Origin of the sequence: Massilia aurea, from assembly GCF_014200505.1 — a bacterium.
Classification (GTDB): Bacteria; Pseudomonadota; Gammaproteobacteria; order Burkholderiales; family Burkholderiaceae_D; genus Telluria; species Telluria aurea_B.
The window spans coordinates 1,747,263-1,767,994 of the sequence record NZ_JACHBX010000001.1 but is presented as its reverse complement, the minus strand read 5'-3'; the positions used below and the strand labels follow the sequence as shown (position 1 = coordinate 1,767,994).

Sequence of the window (20,732 nt, the reverse complement as noted above, 5' to 3'; positions counted from 1 at the left end):
AGGAGAACGAATGCGCCGTTTGAACCTCACGCCGGTATGTGCCGCCATCATGCTGTTGTCCTCGTATGGCGCACCAGCGTTCGCGCAGGCCGTCACCGACTCGCCGGCCCCGGCACCCCAGGCGCCGGAAGCACCTGCTGATGCAACCCAGGCAGCACCGGTCGCGCCCACCGTCATCAAGGTCACGGGCCTGCGCCAGAGCCTGCGCTCGGCCGAGGACATCAAGCGCGATGCGGCGCAGGTGGTCGATGCGATCAACGCCGACGATATCGGCAAGTTCCCCGACCGCCATGCGGGCGATGCGCTGCAGCGCGTGGCGGGCGTGCAGGTCGGGCGCGATCGCGGCGAGACCAGCAACGTCACCATCCGCGGCTTGCCCGACGTCGCCACGACCCTCGACGGCAACGAGATCTTCACTGCCGCCGGGCGCCGCCTGGCGTACCAGGATTTGCCGGTGCAGTCGATCGGCGGCATGGAAGTCTACAAATCCGCCACCGCGAACCAGTTCGAAGGCGGCATCGCCGGCGCCGTGAATATCCGCCTGCGCGCGCCGTTCGACGCCAAGGGCTTCGTGGCCACCGGCTATGTCGAAGATCGCGTCAACCAGATCAACGGCAGCGGCAATACGGCCGACAAGCACAGCCCGGGCGGCGGCTTTTTGGTCAGCAACCGCTGGGACACCGATTTCGGCGAGATGGGCGCGCTGTTCGACGTCGCCGTCAACCGCGACAACTGGGCCTATCCGGTGCAGTACAACGACCGTCCATCCAACGTGTTCTCGGTGCGCCCCGACGGCAGCGCCACGCGCCTGGGCGAATCGGCGCCGTTTGCACCGCTCGCCCCTGGCGAGGTGCTGGGCCAGTTGCCGCATATCGGCGGCACCTACAACGAAGGCGCGCGCGAACGCCAGAGCGTGCACGGCGCCTTCCAGTGGAAGATCAATCCGCGTACAACGGCCACCGCGCAATACCTGGGCATGGGCTACCAGGGTCGCAACGCCGTCAACTACGTGTTTTCGAATGTCGGTTCGGCCCCGCGCCTGAGCGGCGTGACGCTGGGCCAGCAGTCCAATGGCTGCGCGACGTCGCTGGGCGTCATCTGCCCGATCCTGTCGGCGACCGCGCCGGCCGCGCAGTTCGGCGGCGCCAACGACTGGGAGCCGTACACGGCCACCAGCACCTGGGGCCAGAACGAACGCACCGCCACGCATTACCTCAACTTGGGCCTGAAGTACCTCGAGGGCCCGCTGTCGGTCGAGTCGCAGGTGGGCTACACGCGCTCGAAATTCGTCAACGACACGCTGATCGTCGACCAGCAGGCGCCTGGCGTGAGCGCCAATGTGTACGCGTATGGCGCCGACGGCCATGGCGGCTTCAATGCCATCAGCAAGGGCGGCAACGCCAATGTGCTGCAAGACCCGAATGCCTATGTGCTGCGCGGGATGGTGCAGAACTGGAACGAGCAGGCCGGCACCCAGCTGCAATGGCGTACCGACGCCGTCTACCGGATGCCGGGCGACGGTGCCTTCCGTGCTTTACTGGGCGGCGTGCGGCTGTCGTCGCGCAAGGCCAGCTACCACGGCGCCGAAGGCCATGCCGACTTTACCGGCGCTCGGCCGACGCCAATCGGCGCCTTCGGCCCGGCCTTCCAGCACCTGGTGCCGGGGCTGGACCGCCTGGGCGGCGCCTGGAGCGCGCCGTCGGCTGACTTCCTGATCGACCAGGCTGACGCCGTGCGCAACGGTTATGGCCTGGCCAGCGGGCGCATTGCCGAAGACCCGGCGCGCGCGTTCGACCAGCAGGAAAAAAATGTCACGCTGTATGCGGCGGGGCGTTGGGACCACGAGATCGCCGGTGTGGGCATCAAGAGCAAAGCCGGCGTGCGCGTCGTGCGCGTGAACCGCGACTTGCGCGGCCAGAGCCGCATTGGCGACGTGATTACCGACATCGACCAGTCGACGTCGGAAACCAATGTGCTGCCGAGCGCCACGGCGACGATCGGCTGGCGCGATAACCTGCAGTCGCACCTGTCGGTCGGCAAGACGATCACACGGCCCGAGTTCGGCGCGCTCAATCCGTCGCTGTCCTTGATTGCGCCGACGGTCAACGTGGCGGGCAGCGGCGGCGCGGGCAACCCGCTGCTGGAGCCGACCAAGTCGACCAATCTCGATGCCACGCTGGAGTACTATTTCAAGAAGAATGGTTACGCGCAGATCGCGCTGTTTCACCGCGACATCAAGGGTTACCAGCAAAGCTTCACGCAGGATGAAACCATCGACGGCCAGCTGTACCGCGTGACGCGCCCGCAAAATTCCGGCAAGGGCCGTCTGCGCGGCGCCGAATTCGGCATCCAGAAGTTTGCCGACTTTTTGCCGGGCGCCTGGAGCGGCCTGGGTGCGCAGTTCAATGCCACGTACATCGATGGCGACAACCAGTCGCGCACCGCGTTCGACAGCGACCAGTTCACGACGACGGCGCTCACCGGCGTCTCGCGCCAGAGCTACAACTTTGCGCTGCTGTACGAAGGCAGCGGCTTCACCGGCCGCCTGGCCGCCACGCGCCGGGGCGATTATGTCGAGCAGATCGCCGAAGCGCCGTTTGGTCAGGACCGCGTGGTCAAGGCCGCGACCTTCGTCGACCTGAGCATCGGCTACGAAATCAACGACAACTTGTCGCTGCAATTTGATGCCATCAACCTGACGCGCACCAAGTATGAAAGCGCGCTGGGCCAATACCAGCCGCGCGATATCCGCTACAACCCGACGACGTATGGCGTGAGCCTGCGCTTCAGGATGTAAGGCAGGGCGGGCTGGCGGCAAGGCCGGCGCTTGAGGGATAATGGCCGTTTGCCGGCGAATACGCCGGAATTTTCTCAGACCGCCATGACCTTCATTCGCCGGCTTTTCGCCATATCTGCTGCGCTGCTGCTCGTTGCCTGCAGCACGCATTCTCCCAACCTGCGCCTGATCGGCACCGCGCAACTGGCGGGTGACATGCGCGTCGGCGAGACACGCGTCGGTGGCTTGTCCGGCATCGATTACGACAGCGTGACCAGACAATGGCTCATCATCAGCGACGATCGGGGCGTGCATGGCCCGACGCGTTTCTATCGCGCCCGCATCGACTACGACACGCAACGTGTCGCGGGCGTGCAGATCACCGGCATGCAGCCGCTGGTGCAGGCTGGCGGCGCGCCGTATGCGCGGCGCGGCGAGCCCGGGCAGGTGGCCGACCTGGAGACGCTGCGCATCGATCCACTGGAGCGCAGTCTCTGGTTTGCCGGCGAAGGCGATCGCGCCGCGCGTTCGCCGATGCTGTTGGCCCGCACCGGCATGGATGGCGCGCCCCTGGGCGCGCCGCCATTTCCCCCAGCGCTGCAGATCCAGCCCGATGAAGAAGCCGGTGGGCGCAGCAATGCGGGGCCGGAGGGCTTGAGCTTCAGTGCCGATGGCCACCACCTGTGGCTGGCGATGGAAGGTGCGCTGATCCAGGACGGCCAGGCGTCGGCGCCGGGCGAGGGCGCGCTCACGCGATTGAGTCTGCTGGACCGGCAGGGCCGCATCCTGGCGCAGTACGCATACCGGCTCGAGCCGGTGTTGCCGCCGGGCCGCCCGGGCGGTTACAGCGAAAACGGCATTGCCGAGATCCTGGCCATCGGGCCGCGCCGCCTGCTGGTAATCGAGCGCGCCGGCCGCCAGACGGCGCAGGATTTTACGTTCGATGTGCGCCTGTATGACGTCGACCTGCAGGGCGCCACCATGCTCGATCCCGACGCGCCGATTGCCGCTGGCGTGCGGCCGGCCGTCAAACGCCAGTTGCTGGGCAACGCGCAGCTGCCGGCTGCGTGGTCCGACAATTACGAGGCGATGGCATGGGGACCCAGGCTGGCCAATGGCCACCGTTCGCTGGTGATCGCCTCGGATAATAATTTCAGGGATGGGCCGTCGCGCTTTCTCGTCTTCGATGCGGGGGCCGACAGCACCTGGCGCTAAGCACCGGCCACGGGCACTGTCCCGCTGACTCTCCGCACTACCCTGTTCGATTAATCTGGCCTTAATGTTGCCCCCATAAGTTTCGCCATGGGAACAACAAAAGGAGTGACCAGTGTCGACCACCATGCCATGCGCGACTCGCGCCAGCGCCACGCCACCCGCCGCAACCGGGGCCGGGCGCACTCTTGAACTCGTGGCGCCGGACCATCCGGAACGCGCATCGCTCGAAGCCTTCATCGCTGCCGAGTTTGCCCGCGTCTACGGCGCCACCTTGCTGCATTTCTGCCATACGCTCGCCGGCCGTCGCGACAGCGCCGGGCGCTGGGTGGCAGCGCTCGGTTATTCGCTGGCGGGCGAAGGCCGGCTGTTTCTCGAACATTATCTGGACGGCCCGGTCGAAACCGAAATCGGCGCGCGCACCGGCCGGCCGGTCGCACGCGGCAGCATCGTTGAAGTGGGCAACCTGGCCAGTACCGATGCGGGCGCCGCGCGCGCCCTGATCGTGGCCATGACGCACCAGCTGCATTGCCAGGGCCTGGTCTGGGTCACGTTCACCGCCACGCGCGCACTGCTCAATTCATTTGCACGGCTGCGGCTGGCGCCGTCGGTGCTGGCGGACGCCGACCCGGCGCGCCTGGGGCAGGCGCAGGGGGCATGGGGCAGCTATTACGCGACCCATCCGCAAGTCATGTTCGGCAATATTGGATTCGGTCATGATCAACTGGCGCGCTAATCTCCCCGCAAGCGGCGCCGTGCTGGAAGGCGCGCACGGCAGCTGGAGCGCCAGCGTGCTGATCGAGCGTGTCGAAGCGCTGGCGCAGATGCTGCGCGCGACGTTCCGCCCGGGCGCTGCGCTGGCGATCCTGGCCGACAACGGTCCCGAATGGATCGCCATCGACCTGGCCGTGCACGAAGCAGGCATGACGCTGGTGCCGCTGCCGTCGTTCTTCACGCCGCCCCAGTGGCGCCACGCGCTGACGCAGGCCGCCGTCGATGGCCTGTTCTGCGTCGATGCGGCGCTGGCCGGCGCGCTGGGCTACACCACGGCGGTCGCCACGCCCGGCGCCTTGTCACTGTATGCGGGCGCCAGGCTGCCCGGCACCGTGCCGCCCGGCGTGCAGAAAGTGACGTTCACGTCGGGCACCACGGCCCAGCCGAAAGGCGTGTGCCTGGGTTCCAGCCAGCAGTGGGCGCTGGCACAGGTGCTGGCCGACGCGCTGGCCGGCCTGAACATCCGGCGCCATCTGAATCTGCTGCCGCTGTCGGTCCTGCTTGAAAACATCGCCGGTACCTATACGGCCATGCTGTCGGGCGCGCGCAATATCAGCCTGCCGCTGGCCATGACCGGCCTGCGCGGCGCGGCGTCGTTCGACCCCGGTGTCTGTCTTGCCGCCATCGCCGCCACGCGCGCCGAGAGCGTGATCCTGTTGCCGCAAATGTTGCAGGCGCTGGTGGCCGCGGTACGGCCGGACGATCCACGCATTGCCAGTCTCAAGTTCATCGCCGTCGGTGGGGCAAGAACGCCCAAGGCGCTGATCGAGGCGGCGCAGGCCAGGGGGTTCCCCGTGTACGAAGGCTACGGCTTGTCTGAGTGCGGTTCCGTCGTGTCGCTCAATCTGCCGGGGCAGGCGCGGATCGGCAGCGCCGGCAAGCCGCTCCCCAATCGCAGCGTGCGCATCGCGCCGGATGGCGAAATCGAAGTCGGCGGCGGCGTCATGGCGGGCTATCTGGGCCAGGCTTCCGGAGACCACGCGCCTGGCCAGGACACCTGGCTGGGCACCGGCGACATCGGCCATCTCGATGCCGACGGCTACCTGTACATCGACGGGCGCAAGAACAATGTGCTGGTCACCGCCTACGGGCGCAACGTGTCGCCCGAGTGGCCCGAGTCGCTGTTGCTCGGCACGGGCGTCATGGCCCAGGCGATGGTGGTCGGCGACGCGCGCGCTTACCTGGCGGCGGCCATCGTGCCGCTGCAGGCGGATGCGCCGGATGCGGTGATCGACGCCGCCGTCGAACGGGTCAACCAGGAGTTGCCCGATTATGCCCGCATCGGCGCGTGGTTCCGTACCGCGCCGTTCAGCGAAGCCGATGGCACTGCGACCGTCAATGGACGCCTGCGGCGCGACACGGCGCGCTTGCGCTGCGCGGCGCACATCGAACAAATTTACCAGTCCTGAAGGAGCAATGTATGCAGTTCTACGACATCCTGTGCCAGCACACCGAACCCCAGCGTCAGCAACTGCTTGGCACGCCGCTGATCGGGCAGGCACTGACGGGCGACATCGACCTGGCCCAGTACGTGGCCTTCCTGACGCAGGCCTATCACCACGTGAAGCACACGGTCCCTTTGATGATGGCATGCGGCAGCCGGCTGGGTGACGAGCAAGGGTGGCTGCGCCAGGCCATCGCCGAATACATCGAAGAAGAAATCGGCCACGAGGAGTGGATTCTGTCCGATATCGCCGCCTGTGGCGGCGATCCGAAGCTGGCGCGCGACTCAAAGCCGCTGCCGGCGACCGAACTGATGGTGGCCTATGCCTACCACGGGGTCGACCGCGGCAACCCGATCGGCTTTTTCGGCATGGTGCACGTGCTGGAAGGCACCAGCACCGCGCTGGCGACGCAGGCCGCGCAGACCATCCAGCTGCGCCTGGATCTGCCGGATGCCGCGTTCAGCTACCTGACGTCGCACGGCAGTCTCGACCTGGCCCATGTCGCGTTCTTCGTGAGCCTGATGAACCGGGTCGAGCGGGCCGCCGATCGCGACGCGATCATCCACAGCGCGCGCATGATGTATCGCTTGTACGGCGACATCTTCCGCAGCCTGCCGCAGCGCAGCGCCAGCCTGGCCGGGGTCTAGCATGGCGCACATGAAATGGCGGCTGGTCCTGACCGGCGCGAGCGGGGGCATCGGCCAGGCGCTTGCGGTGGCCCTGGCGCCGTACTGCACATCGATGGTGCTCGTTGGCCGCAACCGCGGCGTGCTCGAGACGCTGCGTGCACGGCTTGGACCGCATCTGGTGCGGATCGTCGTGGGCGACGCCACGCAAGCAGCGACGCTCGATGCCGTGGTCGCAGCAGCGAACGAGCTGGGTGGCGTCAATCTGTTGATCAACAACGCCGGCATCAATGACTTCCATGCGTTCCAGAGCCAGGATCCGGCGGCGCTGCGCAACCTGCTCGAGGTAAACCTGCTCGCGCCGATGCTGCTCACGCAGCGTCTGCTGCCGCAACTGCGCAACGCAACGAGCGCGCAGGTCATCAATGTCGGCTCGCTGTTCGGCTATCTGGGCTACCCCGGGTTTGCCGGCTACTGCGCGAGCAAGGCTGGCCTGCGTGGTTTCACGCAGGCGCTTCGGCGCGAACTGGCCGATACCGGGGTCGAGGTGCGGCACTTCATCCCGCGCGCGACCCGCACGCCGATCAATGCCGGCCCGGTCGAGGCGATGAATGCCGAGATGGGCGTGGCGCTGGACGAGCCGGCCGATGTGGCGCGCCAGCTATGCGCGTTCATCGAAGGCTCGGCGTGGGAGCACAAGCCGGGGCTGAAGGAAGCGCTGCTGGTCCTGCTCAACCACCTGCTGCCGGGCTTGCCCGACCGGGCCATCCGCGGCCAGTTGCCTGTCATTCGCAAACATATGCCGGCGCCTGTCCGGCGCGCACAACCGAGGTCATCATGAAATTATCGCATCGCACACTCACCACATTCGTATTGGGCATGGCAGCCTTCAACGTCGCCCTGGCCGCACCCGCCGACGACGCCGTCAGTACCCTGCAACAACGCTGGGAACAAGTGAAGTACGGCGCGCCCGCCGGTGGGCAGGAGCGCGCATTCGAGGCGCTGAGCGCCGAAGCGGACACGGTCCTGTCACGCTATCCCGACAGCGCCGGCGTGCTGATCTGGCATGGCATTGTCGTGGCCAGCCACGCCGGCGCCAAGGGCGGTCTGGGCGCGCTGGGCCTGGCCAAAACAGCGAAGAAGGATTTCGAAGCGGCGCTGCAGGCCGACCCGAAGGCGTTGGGCGGTTCTGCGTACACGAGCCTCGGGAGCCTGTATTATCAGGTGCCGGGATGGCCGATCGGCTTTGGCGACAAGGACAAGGCGCGCGAGTACCTGCAGCAGGGGCTGGTGCTGAACCCGGACGGGATCGACGCCAACTACTTCCTGGGCGACTTTTTATACCGTCAGGGTGACTTTGCCGGCGCCGAGCGCTGCCTGCGCAAGGCGCTGCAGGCGCCGGCGCGGCCTGGCCGCAAGCTGGCCGATGCAGGCCGGCGTGCCGAAGCCGAAGCGTTGCTGGCGCAGGTCGCGGCCAAGCGCAAATAACAAGCTGCTGGAGACGCGCGGGATGCGAATACTACTTGTCGAAGATGATGAATCGCTGGCTTCGGGCCTGAAGCTCGCCCTGGGGCGGGCGTGTTACACGGTCGAGCATGTGGGTGATGGCGTGGCAGCGGTCGCCGCGCTGGAACACAATGCGTTCGACCTGGCCATCCTCGACCTCGGCCTGCCGCGCCTGGACGGCATCGATGTGCTGGCCCGGGTGCGGCGCGCCGGCAATGCCGTGCCGGTGCTGGTGCTGTCGGCGCGCGATGCGGTGCGCGACCGGATCGTCGCGCTCGACCTGGGCGCCGACGATTACCTGATCAAGCCGTTCGATGTCGATGAACTGCTGGCACGCGTGAGGGTACTGGAACGGCGCCGCGCCGGCCTGTCGGTCAACCAGCTGCGCTTTGGCGACCTGGCGCTGGATCTTGCGGGCATGGCGGTCAGCTGGAAAAACCAGCCGATCGATCTGCAGCACCGCGAATTCATGCTGCTCCGGCGGCTCGTCGAGCAGCCCAACAAGGTGTTTACCCGCAGCGAACTCGAAGCGTCGCTGTACGGCTGGGGCGAGGGCGTGGCCAGCAATGCCATCGACGTCTACGTGCACCATGTGCGGCGCAAGACCGACCCTGACCTCATCAAGACAGTGCGCGGGCTTGGCTACCGCATCGGGAATCTGGCTACATGAGCGGCCGCATGAGCGGTCGCCGCTATTCGATCCGCCGGCGCCTGATCGTGCGCACGATGGCGTGCATGCTCCTGATCCTAGGGGGTATCTCGCTGGCTGCCCACTGGTTCGCCGGTCATGAGTCCGAAGAATTCTTCAGCGCCCGCCTGGCCAGTTCGGCGCGCGTGCTCGAAACGCTGGCGGCCCACCAGCTCGAGACGGCCACCATCGGCGCGCCCATCGTGATCCCGATTCCGCAGCAGCTCGGCTACTCGGGCGGCCCGACGCCATATGGCCACCCGTACGAACACAAGATCGCCTTCCAGGTCTGGAACGCCGACGGGCGCCTGCTGGCCCGCTCGGCGTCGGCGCCGGAAGCGCCGCTCGGGCCCCTGGCGGCAGGCTATACCAGCAAGCTGCTGGGCGAGACCCTGTGGCAGGTGTTTGCGCTCAAATCGGGCCATGTGTGGGTGGTTGTGGCCGAGAAGGACGAGGTGCGCGAAGAGATGGTCGAGCAGCTCGGCGCATCGGTGCTGGCGCCCGTCATCATCGGCGGCATCCTGCTGGTGCTGGCGGTCAACCTGGTGCTGGCGACGAACCTGGCGCCGCTGCGCACGCTGGCCGATGCCATCGCCCGGCGCGAGCCGGAGTCGCTTGCGCCCGTCGAACTGCCGGATTTGCCACGCGAGCTGGCGCCGGTGGTCGATGAACTCAACAGCCTGTTGCAGCGGGTGGCTGCGGCGTTCGAGCGCGAACAGCAATTCATCGATGCGGCGGCGCACGAGATCCGCACGCCGATTGCGGCGGTGCAGCTGCATGTGCAGAACGCGCTGCGCGCGGCCAATCAGGCCGAGTGCGATGCGTCGCTTGGCGAGGCGGTGGGGGCGCTCGAGCGCACGACGCAGCTGGCCGAGCAGCTGCTGACCTTCAGCCGGCTTGCGTCCGGCACCGACATGCAGTTGCAGCGCCAGGTTTCGCTGGCCGAAGTCTGCCGCGACGTGATGGCGCTGCAGGAACCCTTGCTCGACCGGCGCGGCCAGTCACTCGGCTTGTCCGCCACGCACGATTGCAGCGTGCAGGGCGACCCGTACCGGCTGCAGCAACTGCTGCGCAACCTGATCGAAAACGCGTCCCGGCATGGCCTGGCGCGCGGGGACATCGACGTGGCCATCGACTGCAGCGAGGGCCAATGCCTGCTGCGCGTATCCAACGATGGCGACCCGGTGCCGGACGAAGAAACGGAAAACGTGTTCCGTCCCTATTACCGGCTGCGGCCCGGTGGCAAGTCGGGAGCTGGTCTTGGCCTGAGCATCGTGCGCCAGATCGCCGACCAGCACGGGGCCACGGTCATGATTGCCCGGAAGGTAGATGGTCAAGGCTGTGTGGTAACGGTGGCGTTTCCTCGGTAAGCGCGTCGCGTCCCCATTCGCGGTATTCAACCAGCTGCGGCGTGCGCGCCATGGCCCCGAGCGGCTCGATCCCCATCGCCGCCAGGCGCGCCAGCAGCTCGGCCAGGATCGTCGCGCGCTGCAGCGACCAGGTCGACGCGAAGCAGCGCCAGAAGGTCCAGCCGGCGCGTTCTAGCACGCGCTGGCGGCCCATGTCGGCCTGCCACCGGTCCGGCCCGTGGAAGTCGTCGCCATCGAGCTCGATCGCCAGGCGCCGGTCGTGCGCGCCTTCCACCACCATATCGATGCGGTAGCCGGCCGCCGGCACTTGCGGAATGACGCGGTAGCCGCGCTCGAACAACTCCGTGTACACATCGCGCTCGAAACCGGATTCGCACAGCTCGATCAGGCTCGTGGCTTCTTCATTGGATTCGAGTGGCTTGGCGAAGTGTTCGACCAGCGTGCGGCGCAAGTCGAGCGTCGACAGTTCTTCGAGCTTCACCGAGCGCACGAGGTACATGCGGTCGCGCGCGCGCGAGGCGGCGACGTTGAAGCGTTGGTCGAACTGCACGCCGGACAGCGCGTGGTGCTGCTTGCTGTCGGCGACCATCGACAGGAACATGATATCGCGCTCGCTGCCCTGGAACAGGCGCGCGTCGCCGCAGGCGAAGTTGCGCTTGACCAGTTCGGCCATGTCGCAGCGTGACCGTACCATCTTGTCGATGAGCTGCGCCTGTTCGGGCCCCAGCAGCGACACCACGCCCAGCGTGCGCCCGGCATAGGCCGGATCGCGCAGGATGGCATCGATTTCGGCCACGATGAATTCGGCCTCGGGGCGGTTCAGGCCCTTGTTTTCGCGGTATCCGTTGGCCACGAACACGTCGATCAGCGGCGGATCGAGCCGCTCGGACGCCTTGGGAATGCGCAGCGGCTGGATGAAGCCCTTGTAGAACACGCGGTTGCTGTAGGCGATGATGGGCGCGACGCTGCGGAAGTGCTCGCGCAGCATGACCTTCGACGCGGCAAACACGGTCGAGGCGATGTCGTACAGCGACATGTCGGCCGTGAGTACCGCTTCGAATGGCTGGCCCGCCAGAAAGCGCCGGCGCAGGTCGGTGATCTTGGCAGCCGAAACAAAGCCCGCTTCGGGCGAGACCTGGCGGTCGTCGCCAACCACCAGGAGCTGCTTGCCGCGCAAGACGGCCGGCAGCGCCCACAGGTCGGACTGGCTGGCCTCGTCGACAATGACGAGATCGAACGCGCCAAGGTTGGCCGGCAGCGTTTCGGACACGCGGGCATGGCTCATGATCCAGCACGGCACGGCGGCCTGCGCATTGACCATCGCTTCCTGCGCGTCGCGCCGGTAGCGGCCTGCATTCACGCCCGTGCCCTTGCCCAGCTTGCGCATCGACGTGCGGTAGGTTTCCAGCGCACTCAGCACGTTCTGGCCGGCCAGGCGGCGGGTGGCCAGCCAGGACGATTTCGACACCAGTTGTTCGTACAGGCGCGCCAGGCCACGTTCGAGTTCGTGGCGGCGCTCGGCCAGGCCCAGCATCTCGTCGCGGGCATCGATGCCGTCGAGGTAACTCTTGAGGCGTGCCCAGGTCCAGGCATCGCGCCAGCGCACCGGGAATACGCCGTCGTCGCCGTGGGCGTCGACCGGGATGGTCGTTAAGCGTGTCGCCAGCCGCGCCGCGCCATGCTGCGCCACCTGTTCGGCGAGGTCGCGCACGGCGGCCAGGTCGGGCGCCAGCGCAGCGATGCGGCGCAGTTCCGCGAGCAGGGCCGCATAGTCGGCGCCCACCGTGTCGGCCGCCAGGCCAGGTGTGCCCAGCGTCTGCCCGGCGAACTCACGCAGACGCACGCCGACAGGGCCATCGGCGCCGGCCAGCACGCCACGCAGCGCGGCCATGGCGGTGCGGGCCTGTTCGAGACCGGCGCGCGCCAGGTGCCGCGCCAGGTAGTCGCGCACGCGCAGCAGGTCGGCCTCGCGGCCCAACAGATCGTTCGTCGGCGGCTGGCTGAACACCGCCTGGGCCAGGCTCGGCAACTGCACGTCGTGCGTGGTTGCCTGGGCATGCGCGGCGCGGGCGGTGGTCAGGATCTGCTCGATGGCGCGCAGTTGCGCTACATCGGCCACCAGGACCGGCAGCGATAGATCGGGTGCGAAGGCATTCCAGCGCACTGCGAACGAGTGGAGGCGGTTCTGCAGCGCGGCGTAACGCTGCACGTGGGCCCAGTCGTCGCTGGAGGCCGGCGCCAGGCCGGCTACGCGGATCGCGGCAATTTGCTGTTTGACGTCGCCGCCGCCGAATGACAGCAGGCCGAATGGCTTGCCCGTCTCGACGGCGCGGTTGATGGCCTCGACGGCTTTTGGATTGCCGAGTGCTTCGGTCGGCGCCGTGACGGGGCGCTGCATGAATTCGGCGCGTGCGCGCAGCAGCGCATCCATCTCGGGCAGCAGCGCCTCGAACGCGCCGCGTTCGGTGACGAACTGCGACTGGCGGGATTTCAGGCGCACGGCGTGCGCCCAGTCGACGCCCGAAGCCTCGACCTCGGCGGCGGTGGCAATGGCGCCGGCCAGCGCCGTCTGCAACGCCTGGGCGGCAGCGAACACGTCGGGCGTGGTCGCGCGCAGCGGCGGCAGCGCGCCACTGGCTTCGTCGCGCTCGATGTCGCGCATGGCCAGCAGCGTGTCGTGCAGACGGCCGGTGGCCTGCGCCGATGGCAGGGCGTCGGCTGCCGGCAGCCGCGCATTGCAGTAGACCAGATCTGCGCCGAGCCGGCGCCGCGCCTCGCGCAATCCCATCGCCTGTTCGTCGCCGAATGGCGGCGCGTGGTGCGGGGCGAGCGACAAGTCGTCGTCGAACCAGCCGAAACGCTCCCTGCCGTCGATGACCAGTTCGGCCATCTTCTGCGCGCGCATCTCGACGCCGTCGACGCTGACGGCGGCCAGCTGGGCATGCGCGATCTCGTCGATGCGGGTGTCGATGGCGGCGGTTTCGGCGTGCGCGCGGTCGAGCGCGACGCGGCAGGCGGCAATCGCCTCGGTCTCGAGCTGCGGGTTCAGATGTGACAGCGTGTGAATGATGGCTTCGATCGACGCCTGGAACTGGCACATGCCTTCCTTGTCACCCGAGAGCAGGGCGACGGTCAGGGGCCGGATCGATTCGGGAATCTTCTCCTGCAAGACCTTCAGCGCCGGCTCGCCCTTGGACGTGACCAGGATGCGTTTGCCCGAGGCCAGGTAGTGGCTGATGATATTGGCGATCGTGTGCGTCTTGCCGGTGCCGGGCGGGCCCTGGACCGTGACGCCGGGCGAACGTTCCAGTTGCTGGACGATGGTTTCCTGCTCGCGGTTGTACGGCAGCGGGAAGTACAGCTCGCGCGGCTCGCCGGCATTGACGGCGCCACCGGACAGGCCGCGAAACGCAATCGGCTCGTGTTCGAGCACCGCGCTGCCGGGCGGCGTGACAAGGCTCAGCGGCCCGTCCGGCAATGCTTCAGCGTCGTCCACGCGGTCTTTCAGGCGCGCGATGTCGTCGATCAGGAAGTGCGTCGCGCGCGGTCGGGCGAAGATTACCCAGCCATGCGTGACGACGAGGCGCTCGCCAGGGGGCGGCGCCTGCGTGGCAGCCATGTCGTAGCGCGCGTCGGCGCTGACCTGGCCGGCGATCAGCTTGAGGATCGGCTCGATCATCTCGGGTGCGAACGGCGAGAGTGTGCTGTCGCCGCGCGCGGCCAGCAGGCTGCGGGCGGCGCGTTCGACGTCACCGATCCCGGGCACGCCGCAGGCCGCGAATGCATCGAGTTCCAGGTGTGCGTCGAGCTGGCGGGGCCGCAGGCCAATGGCGTGCGAGGTCGGGTCGATATCGATTTCCAGCGCCTGCGTGATGAGCGGGTAATGGAAGTCGACAGGCGCCGGGGTGCGCATCTGCCACGACGACAGGCCCATGCCCCACACCAGTTCCAGCGGGCGCGCCGCTTCTTCGGATTCGAGCCGGGCCTTCAGCGCGAACAGGTCCGCATACAGCGTGATCACCTGGCGGCGCGGGCGCTCGCGCGCCGCCCACTCCTGCCACGGCGGCAGGTAGGCAGCCAGCCCCTGCGCTGCACGGGCGCGGCGCTCTGCATCGCGTTCTTCGACGCGCTGCTTCGCCTGGTCATCGGTGGCATGGGCGGCATCTTCATGGCGCGCATCGGCCAGCGTGGCGTCATTGAGCGCCGGCGGATTGCCGGACGGGTCGGCGCCAATCAGCAAATAGGGCGCCAGCGCCGGATCGGCCAGCAACGGCGGCGATGTCGACTCGAGCCGGTGCACGCGCAGCCACAGGTCATCCTGCTCGGTCTCGACGTTGAACTCGATCCACGGCAGCGTCGCCAGGTCGGTAAAGGTTTTCTTGAATTCGGTGACTTTCGCGAGCGTGAACGCGGAAGGGTCTATGTCTTTGGCCTGCTCGACGAGATAGTCGAGCAGCGCGCTCATGCGCTGGGCAGATGTGTGCATCGGGTGCTTCCCGGCAGGGCCGGTGGGTAAGGTGGCGGCCATTGTACAAGAGGGCTGCCATGCGTGCGGCGCGCACGAATGGCGTGCGCGGGGCCATGCTAAAATGATCGGGTCGCCGGCTTTTTTGCGGTAGTTCCCTCTTGTATATGAGACGAGTATTCGTCATCTGCCTGATCCTGCTGCTCCCCCTGAACATGTTTGCCCTGGCCATGGCTGCATCCGCGATGCTGCCGCCCGCGCCATCGCAGCGCGCTGCCGACGCCGCGCCGGTGGTGCAGCCGACGTCCGCACCCGTCTTCGCCGACGCCTACCTGCCCGACAACTACGACTGCCAGACCAGTTGCGACATCGATCCCGATGAACCGCCGGCCGGCGCCGACGTGCACGACACCATCAACGAAGAGCTCTCGCTGCGCCTGGCCGATGTGCGCGGCGGCGCGCTTGCACCCCCATCCCCGTCCCATGCCAGCCGATCCTGGCACCCCTTGCTCAAGCCCCCGCGCGCGGTGTGATGCCTGCCTGTGCCGCTTTTGCGGCATGTCCCTGCTGCGCGCTTTTCCGGCGTGATGCAGCTGCACCTTCACACTGATTCAAACAAGAGGTAACACATGGAATGGCTATTCGACCCCACCATCTGGGCGGGTCTGCTCACGCTCGTTGTCCTGGAAATCGTCCTGGGCATCGACAATCTAATTTTCATCGCCATCCTGGCGGACAAACTGCCGCCGCACCAGCGCGACAAGGCGCGCCTGATTGGCCTCTCCCTGGCCATGCTGATGCGCCTTGGCCTGCTCACGATCGTCTCGTGGCTCGTCACGCTGACGACGCCGCTGTTTGCGCTCGGGTCGATGGCGTTTTCCGGCCGCGACCTGATCCTGCTGCTGGGCGGCGTGTTCCTGCTGTTCAAGGCCACCGTCGAACTGCATGAACGCATGGAAGGCGTCACGCATGTGCAGACCAAGTCGCGCGTGTATGCGGGCTTTGGCGCCGTGGTCGCGCAGATCGTCGTGCTCGATGCCGTGTTCTCGCTCGATGCGGTCATTACCGCTGTCGGCATGGTCGACAACCTGTACGTGATGATGGCCGCGGTGATCATCTCGATCGGCGTCATGATCCTGGCCTCCAAGCCGCTGACGCGCTTCGTCAATGCGCATCCGACCGTCGTCGTGCTGTGCCTGAGCTTCCTGTTGATGATCGGCCTGTCGCTGGTTGCCGAAGGCCTCGGCTTTCATATCCCGAAAGGCTATCTGTACGCTGCCATCGGTTTCTCGATCCTGATCGAGGCGCTGAACCAGTTCGCACGCCGCAATTTTCTGAAGCAGGAAGCGCGCGTGCCACTGCGCGACCGCACCGCCGATTCGGTGCTGCGCCTGATGGGAGGCAAAAAGCGCGCGCACGTCGATGCCGATGCAGAACCGCAGGACGAACCGGTGACCGAGCCGGAAGCGTTCGGCGCCGAAGAACGCAATATGGTCAGCGGCGTGCTGGCGCTGGCCGACCGCTCGATCCGCTCGATCATGACGCCGCGCTCGGAACTCACGTGGGTCAACCTGGACGACGATGCCGACACCATCCTGCGCCAGTTGCAGGCATCGCCCCACAGCGGCATGCCGGTCGCTCGCGGCCAGCTGGACCAACTGGTGGGCATTGCGCGCACCAAGGACCTGGTCAGCGCGCTGATGCTGCATGGGCGCATCGACGCCGCGCCTGACGGCGGCATCGTGCGCGCGCCGATCCTGCTGCCCGACACGGCCGGTGTGCTGGGCGCGATGGAGACGCTCAAGCGCGCGCACGGCCAGCCGGTGCTGGTGACGGATGAATTCGGGATCGTCCAGGGCCTCCTGACACCGGTGGACATCCTGGAGGCGATTGCCGGTGAGTTCCCTGACGAGGACGAGCAACTGGCGATCCGGCCGCAGGGCCCTGACCTGTGGGAAGCCGACGGCGCGGCCGATCTGCACCAGCTGGAACAAGTGCTCGAGACCGATTCCCTGGTGGGCGATGACGATTACACGTCGCTGGCCGGCTTCCTGCTGGCGCGCTTCGCGTCGATGCCCGAACCGGGCCAGGCCATCGAGCTCGATGGCTGGCGCTATGAGGTCGTCGCTGTCGAGGAGCGCCGCATTGCGCGGGTCGCGATTTCCCGTGTGGCTGGCACCACTGCAGCCGACGACGTGTAAGCGCTACCCGCCGCCGCCGCCGGCCGGCACTGGCACGCCGGGCGGCATCCCCAGGGTCTCAGCCCGGGCGATGGTGGTAGCGGTGGGCAGGCTGAATGAGAACGGGACAAACGACGCGAGGGTCCGGTAGGGCACCGGATCGCAGACATCGATCGCGCCCCCGGGCAGGCAGATCCGCACCCGGACCAGCTGGATGCAGTCGGCCGCATTGGGATTGGACGTGCAGTTGATCCGGTTTTGCTGGGGACTTTCCGGCAGCGCTGTCCCGATCGGGACAGGATTGGCCGTCGCCGGGATCTGCAGATAATCGATCTTGACGTGGGCGTCGGAGATGGGGTCGGCAAATGCAAGCATGCCGGGTGTCGTGCGAAACACGGCCTGCGTGCGCACCTGCGCCATCGCCGCGGCATCGGTGAAGTCAGTGTTGACGGCCAGCGCCGTCGCGCGCCGCGTCACCTCCTGCAGGATATTGCAGATATAGAGTGCCCGGATGATGTCGACGATGCCGAAAAAGAGCATGAAAAAAATCACGGCCACCACGGAGAATTCGACGGCGGCGACACCACGTTGCCGCGTTGGCGTTTGGCGGGTCATGTCATGTCCATTCGTCAAGGGTACAAGACAACGCGGGTGCCCAGGGACTGCTCGGTCGCCATGCCTGCAAACTCGCCATACAACGAGTTGTTGGTGGCAGGAACGGTCATGAAGAATCGGCCGATGCCACGCACCGTGGCGTCGCTGCCAGTGACCGGGCAGGCGAGCAAGGGCAGGTGCAGGACCCGGCGCCTGGCGAGGCTCTTGTTACTTCCAGGTGCGGTTTTGAAGAATTGGGTACCGGTCGTGTACGAGTAGGGCGTCGGCGTTTCCGCAGTCTCGGGATAGGGCGTGGCCGAGGAGGTGGTCGGCTGACCCGGTGTGTACAGGGTGCTCCATGCAGTGACGTCATAGGTTGGATAGCCGGTTGCCGGTTCCGGCGTGCCCGCACTGACATACGATGCATACGGGACCGCCTTTGCGTACGACCAGAGCGGGCCAAATTGCACGGCCAGGGTGCCAGCGGGCGCCGTGTCGGGGCCGGCAACCGTCCACCGGCGTTCGGATGTTGCCAGCAGCGCGGCCGACTGCTTGGCGGGCGTCGCGCCCATCCAGGGGGTGCCGCCGTTGAAGGTGAATTCCTTGACATTGGTGTCGGCGGGCGCCGTGCGGGCATCGCATGCGGTAGCACCTGTCCCGTAGGTGCCAAAGCGGGAATTGAGCTGCTGCCAGAGCTTGTCGATCGGGAACGATGCCGCGACCTTGACCGTGCCACCGGAGAGCCGTGACATGGCCAGCGTGCCGGTGCAGACGAACGGCGCCAGCGTCGCCACGTCGGTGATGGGCGTGGCCTGCGCGACCGGATTGACGATGAAGGTCTGACCGGTGGTGGCGCCGGGCAGGTTCAGGTCCAGCAGGTTGTAGCTCACGCCCCGGCGAAACCCGAATTCCTCCAGCTCACCCCCATGGTTGCGGTGGGCTTCGTCACGCATGGCGCAGATGCCCAGCGGGGTGACCTTGATGGCAGAACGACCGGCAATGGCGCGGGCACTGGTAAAGGCGTCAGGGATGTCCGTGAACGTCCTGAGGAACAAGGTTGCGACGGTCCCGTACTCGGCATCGAGTCCTGCAGTATCGACCTGTACGTACAGCAGGCCGGCAGGGTTTGTCAGGGCTTCGCCGACGGGTCGCCACGGGCCGGACGGGCTGCGGGCGAACCCGATGGCAGTATCCGACCAGGTCATCGTCGCCTTGCCGTAGCCGTAGGTGAATCGGTCGGTACCTTGCGAAAAGCGGTTCGACGCCATGTCCAGTGCCTTCGTGATGCCTCCAGCGGTGCCGTCAAGTTCGTGCGCCGCCGACAATGCAGCGGTGTCGGCGACATTCTGGAGTTCCATCTTGCGGTGCGTGAGGAGCGACAGGTCGAGGGCCAGGGCGAGAAACCCAAAGATGATGATCAGGGCAGCAACGAACATCACACTGATTGAGCCGGTCTGTTTTGTGCGGTGCGACGCGCCTTTCAGGTACTGGCGTGCCGGGCAAGCGGCTTTAACGATCGACATAGCGCATCGTGACTTCGCTGGACAAGGTCATATCGGTATAACCGAGGTATTGCTCGGTCAGGCTACCAAGGAGATTATCTTTCAAGCCGATGCGAATGGTCGTGCGGACCGTGCTTGGTTTGAGCAAAATGCATACGCCGCCGTCACATTGGATCGCGATGCCAATGCTATCGGTTAGCGGCACGAGTTCGCCCAGTTCCTGTTGGGCGATCCAGCGGGCGATCGCGGGAACGCGTGCTTCATTGAAACCCCCGCCACCGGTGCGCATCTCGGCCTGCGTCGCGGTCGCGACATAGCGCGTTGCATCGTGCGCCGCCTTCAGCCCCGCGCTGTAAAACCACGCAGCGCGCGCAAGGTAAAGTGGCCCGGCCAGCAGGATCAGGAACAGGGGAAGGATCAGCGCCATCTCGACCGCGACGCTGCCTTGCGCCGACCTGCGCAAGCGCTTGTAGTGCCCAACCATGACTGCCTCCCTCGTCGCATTCGACCATGGTCGATACTAGTGGAAGCCTCCCGTACTGATTTGACTTGCGGCAACTATAGCAAGGGCGGGCGCGGTGGCCCTCAGCGAATCCCGGGTACGCCGACGCGGATCGCGCGCGAAAAATCGCTGCCGTCGATATCGGCCTGGCGCGCCCGCGCATTGATGTGGCCGCGCTGCTGCAGCACTGCGTACGGCACGCCCGGCGTCAGTGCGTTCTGGTCGTAGGCATATTCGGCGAAGTGGCCCGATGCCAGCAGCCGGTAGTCGAGCGGCAGGTCGGGTGCGATGCGGTGCGCCAGTTCGTACAGGATCGTCGTGCAGTTGCTGGTGAGGGTGTTGTAGAACTCGGGCTGGCGGCGCAAGGCTTCGGCGCGTTCGAGGTAAGCAAGCAGCACGGCGCGCAACTGCCCGGGCGTGGCGCGCAGGCGGTACAGGTAGACCTGCTCGCCGCGTGCATTGCTGCGCGTGCGGATCAGGTCACGCTCGTCCGAGGCAATGATGACCTGTTCGAACTGGCGAAAGAAGCCGCCGACCGCAGAGAAGGTCTCGCTGCGCTCCTTGCGGATTTCAAGCGAGAACACGAGCTGTTTGCCATCCTTGAAGCCGAACGTCACCAATGTATGGGCGATGTGTGGCCCCATCCAGTACGACAAAATCAGGTCGGCCGACACGATGCCAGCCAGGTCATAGTCACGCGTTTCCCAGCGCGGCGTGTAGTCGGTCTCGGTGCGCCAGTCGAAGTTGCGCACGTTCTGCAGCACGAGGCGATCGCCGTCGACACGCGAGACCAGCATCCGTGACACGTCGTCGGCCCACATGCGGTCGTGCGATGGCGCCAGTGAAAACCACCAGCCCAGCAGCACCGCCAGCGCCACGGCGCCGGTGACCAGCGCCCTGGCGCCCGGCCACTTGCCCCGGCCGCGCGCGATGGCGATGGTGGCGGCCAGGCCGGCAAGAGACCAGAGGGCGATCGCGGCGTAGCCGCCGGGCCTGGAGAGCTGGAACCACAGCGCCAGCGCGCCCCAAGCGGTGACGAGCAACGCGCACACGGCGAGGAGGGCGCGGGGAATGGGGCGGCTCATGATCATC

At 66.8% G+C, this 20,732-nt stretch carries 16 protein-coding genes; 11 read left to right on the top strand and 5 right to left on the bottom strand.

The window, feature by feature from the left end; genetic code table 11:
- Positions 1-10: 10 nt before the first annotated feature.
- From HD842_RS07810 to HD842_RS07770, 9 genes are all read left to right on the top strand, one after another.
- The gene (locus HD842_RS07810) at positions 11-2,797 is read left to right on the top strand and encodes a TonB-dependent receptor (RefSeq protein ID WP_183552871.1); all 2,787 of its coding nucleotides are present in this window, start codon (positions 11-13) and stop codon (positions 2,795-2,797) included.
- An 84-nt stretch (positions 2,798-2,881) separates the two neighbouring features.
- The gene (locus HD842_RS07805; protein WP_183552869.1) at positions 2,882-3,991 is read left to right on the top strand and encodes an esterase-like activity of phytase family protein; all 1,110 of its coding nucleotides are present in this window, start codon (positions 2,882-2,884) and stop codon (positions 3,989-3,991) included.
- A 112-nt stretch (positions 3,992-4,103) separates the two neighbouring features.
- Entirely contained in the window at positions 4,104-4,724 is a 621-nt protein-coding gene (locus HD842_RS07800) for a thermostable hemolysin (RefSeq protein ID WP_370660801.1), read from the top strand.
- The gene (locus tag HD842_RS07795; protein WP_183552868.1) at positions 4,705-6,171 is read left to right on the top strand and encodes an AMP-binding protein; all 1,467 of its coding nucleotides are present in this window, start codon (positions 4,705-4,707) and stop codon (positions 6,169-6,171) included. Before HD842_RS07800 ends, HD842_RS07795 begins: the two co-directional genes overlap by 20 nt.
- A gap of 11 nt (positions 6,172-6,182) precedes the next feature.
- Positions 6,183-6,854 (top strand): TenA family transcriptional regulator, encoded by a 672-nt coding sequence (locus tag HD842_RS07790; RefSeq protein ID WP_183552867.1) that lies wholly within the window; start codon positions 6,183-6,185, stop codon positions 6,852-6,854.
- Position 6,855: 1 nt separating this feature from the next.
- Positions 6,856-7,674, top strand: coding sequence for an SDR family oxidoreductase (locus tag HD842_RS07785; protein ID WP_183552866.1), 819 nt, complete (start codon positions 6,856-6,858; stop codon positions 7,672-7,674).
- Positions 7,671-8,321: a tetratricopeptide repeat protein gene (locus tag HD842_RS07780; protein ID WP_183552865.1), complete on the top strand. Its 651-nt coding sequence runs from the start codon at positions 7,671-7,673 to the stop codon at positions 8,319-8,321. The genes HD842_RS07785 and HD842_RS07780 overlap by 4 nt, the downstream gene beginning before the upstream one ends.
- Positions 8,322-8,343: 22 nt before the next feature.
- Positions 8,344-9,009 (top strand): response regulator transcription factor, encoded by a 666-nt coding sequence (locus HD842_RS07775; protein WP_183552864.1) that lies wholly within the window; start codon positions 8,344-8,346, stop codon positions 9,007-9,009.
- 8 nt (positions 9,010-9,017) lie between these two features.
- Positions 9,018-10,397, top strand: a complete 1,380-nt coding sequence (locus tag HD842_RS07770) for a sensor histidine kinase (RefSeq protein ID WP_183552862.1) — start codon at positions 9,018-9,020, stop codon at positions 10,395-10,397.
- Here HD842_RS07770 and HD842_RS24450 read toward each other — a convergent pair.
- Positions 10,336-14,883, bottom strand: coding sequence for an AAA domain-containing protein (locus HD842_RS24450; RefSeq protein ID WP_370660800.1), 4,548 nt, complete (start codon positions 14,881-14,883; stop codon positions 10,336-10,338). The two genes, HD842_RS07770 and HD842_RS24450, sit on opposite strands and share 62 nt — an antisense overlap.
- 146 nt (positions 14,884-15,029) lie before the next feature.
- Between HD842_RS24450 and HD842_RS07760 the strand changes: the two genes are divergently transcribed.
- A complete protein-coding gene (locus HD842_RS07760) occupies positions 15,030-15,395 on the top strand; it encodes a hypothetical protein (RefSeq protein ID WP_183552860.1) in 366 nt (121 codons plus the stop codon).
- A 96-nt stretch (positions 15,396-15,491) separates the two neighbouring features.
- Positions 15,492-17,063: a TerC family protein gene (locus tag HD842_RS07755; RefSeq protein WP_183552858.1), complete on the top strand. Its 1,572-nt coding sequence runs from the start codon at positions 15,492-15,494 to the stop codon at positions 17,061-17,063.
- A 3-nt stretch (positions 17,064-17,066) separates the two neighbouring features.
- Here the strand turns inward: HD842_RS07755 and HD842_RS07750 are convergent, their stop codons facing one another.
- From HD842_RS07750 to HD842_RS07735, 4 genes are all read right to left on the bottom strand, one after another.
- Complete coding sequence (locus HD842_RS07750; protein ID WP_183552856.1) at positions 17,067-17,657, bottom strand: TadE/TadG family type IV pilus assembly protein; 591 nt, start codon at positions 17,655-17,657, stop codon at positions 17,067-17,069.
- Between the two features lie 14 nt (positions 17,658-17,671).
- Entirely contained in the window at positions 17,672-19,159 is a 1,488-nt protein-coding gene (locus HD842_RS07745) for a pilus assembly protein TadG-related protein (RefSeq protein WP_183552854.1), read from the bottom strand.
- On the bottom strand, positions 19,146-19,622 hold the full coding sequence (locus HD842_RS07740) for a TadE/TadG family type IV pilus assembly protein (RefSeq protein ID WP_183552852.1): 477 nt from the start codon (positions 19,620-19,622) through the stop codon (positions 19,146-19,148). The genes HD842_RS07745 and HD842_RS07740 overlap by 14 nt, the downstream gene beginning before the upstream one ends.
- A 101-nt stretch (positions 19,623-19,723) precedes the next feature.
- Positions 19,724-20,725, bottom strand: a complete 1,002-nt coding sequence (locus tag HD842_RS07735) for an Lnb N-terminal periplasmic domain-containing protein (protein WP_229424629.1) — start codon at positions 20,723-20,725, stop codon at positions 19,724-19,726.
- Positions 20,726-20,732 lie beyond the last annotated feature (7 nt).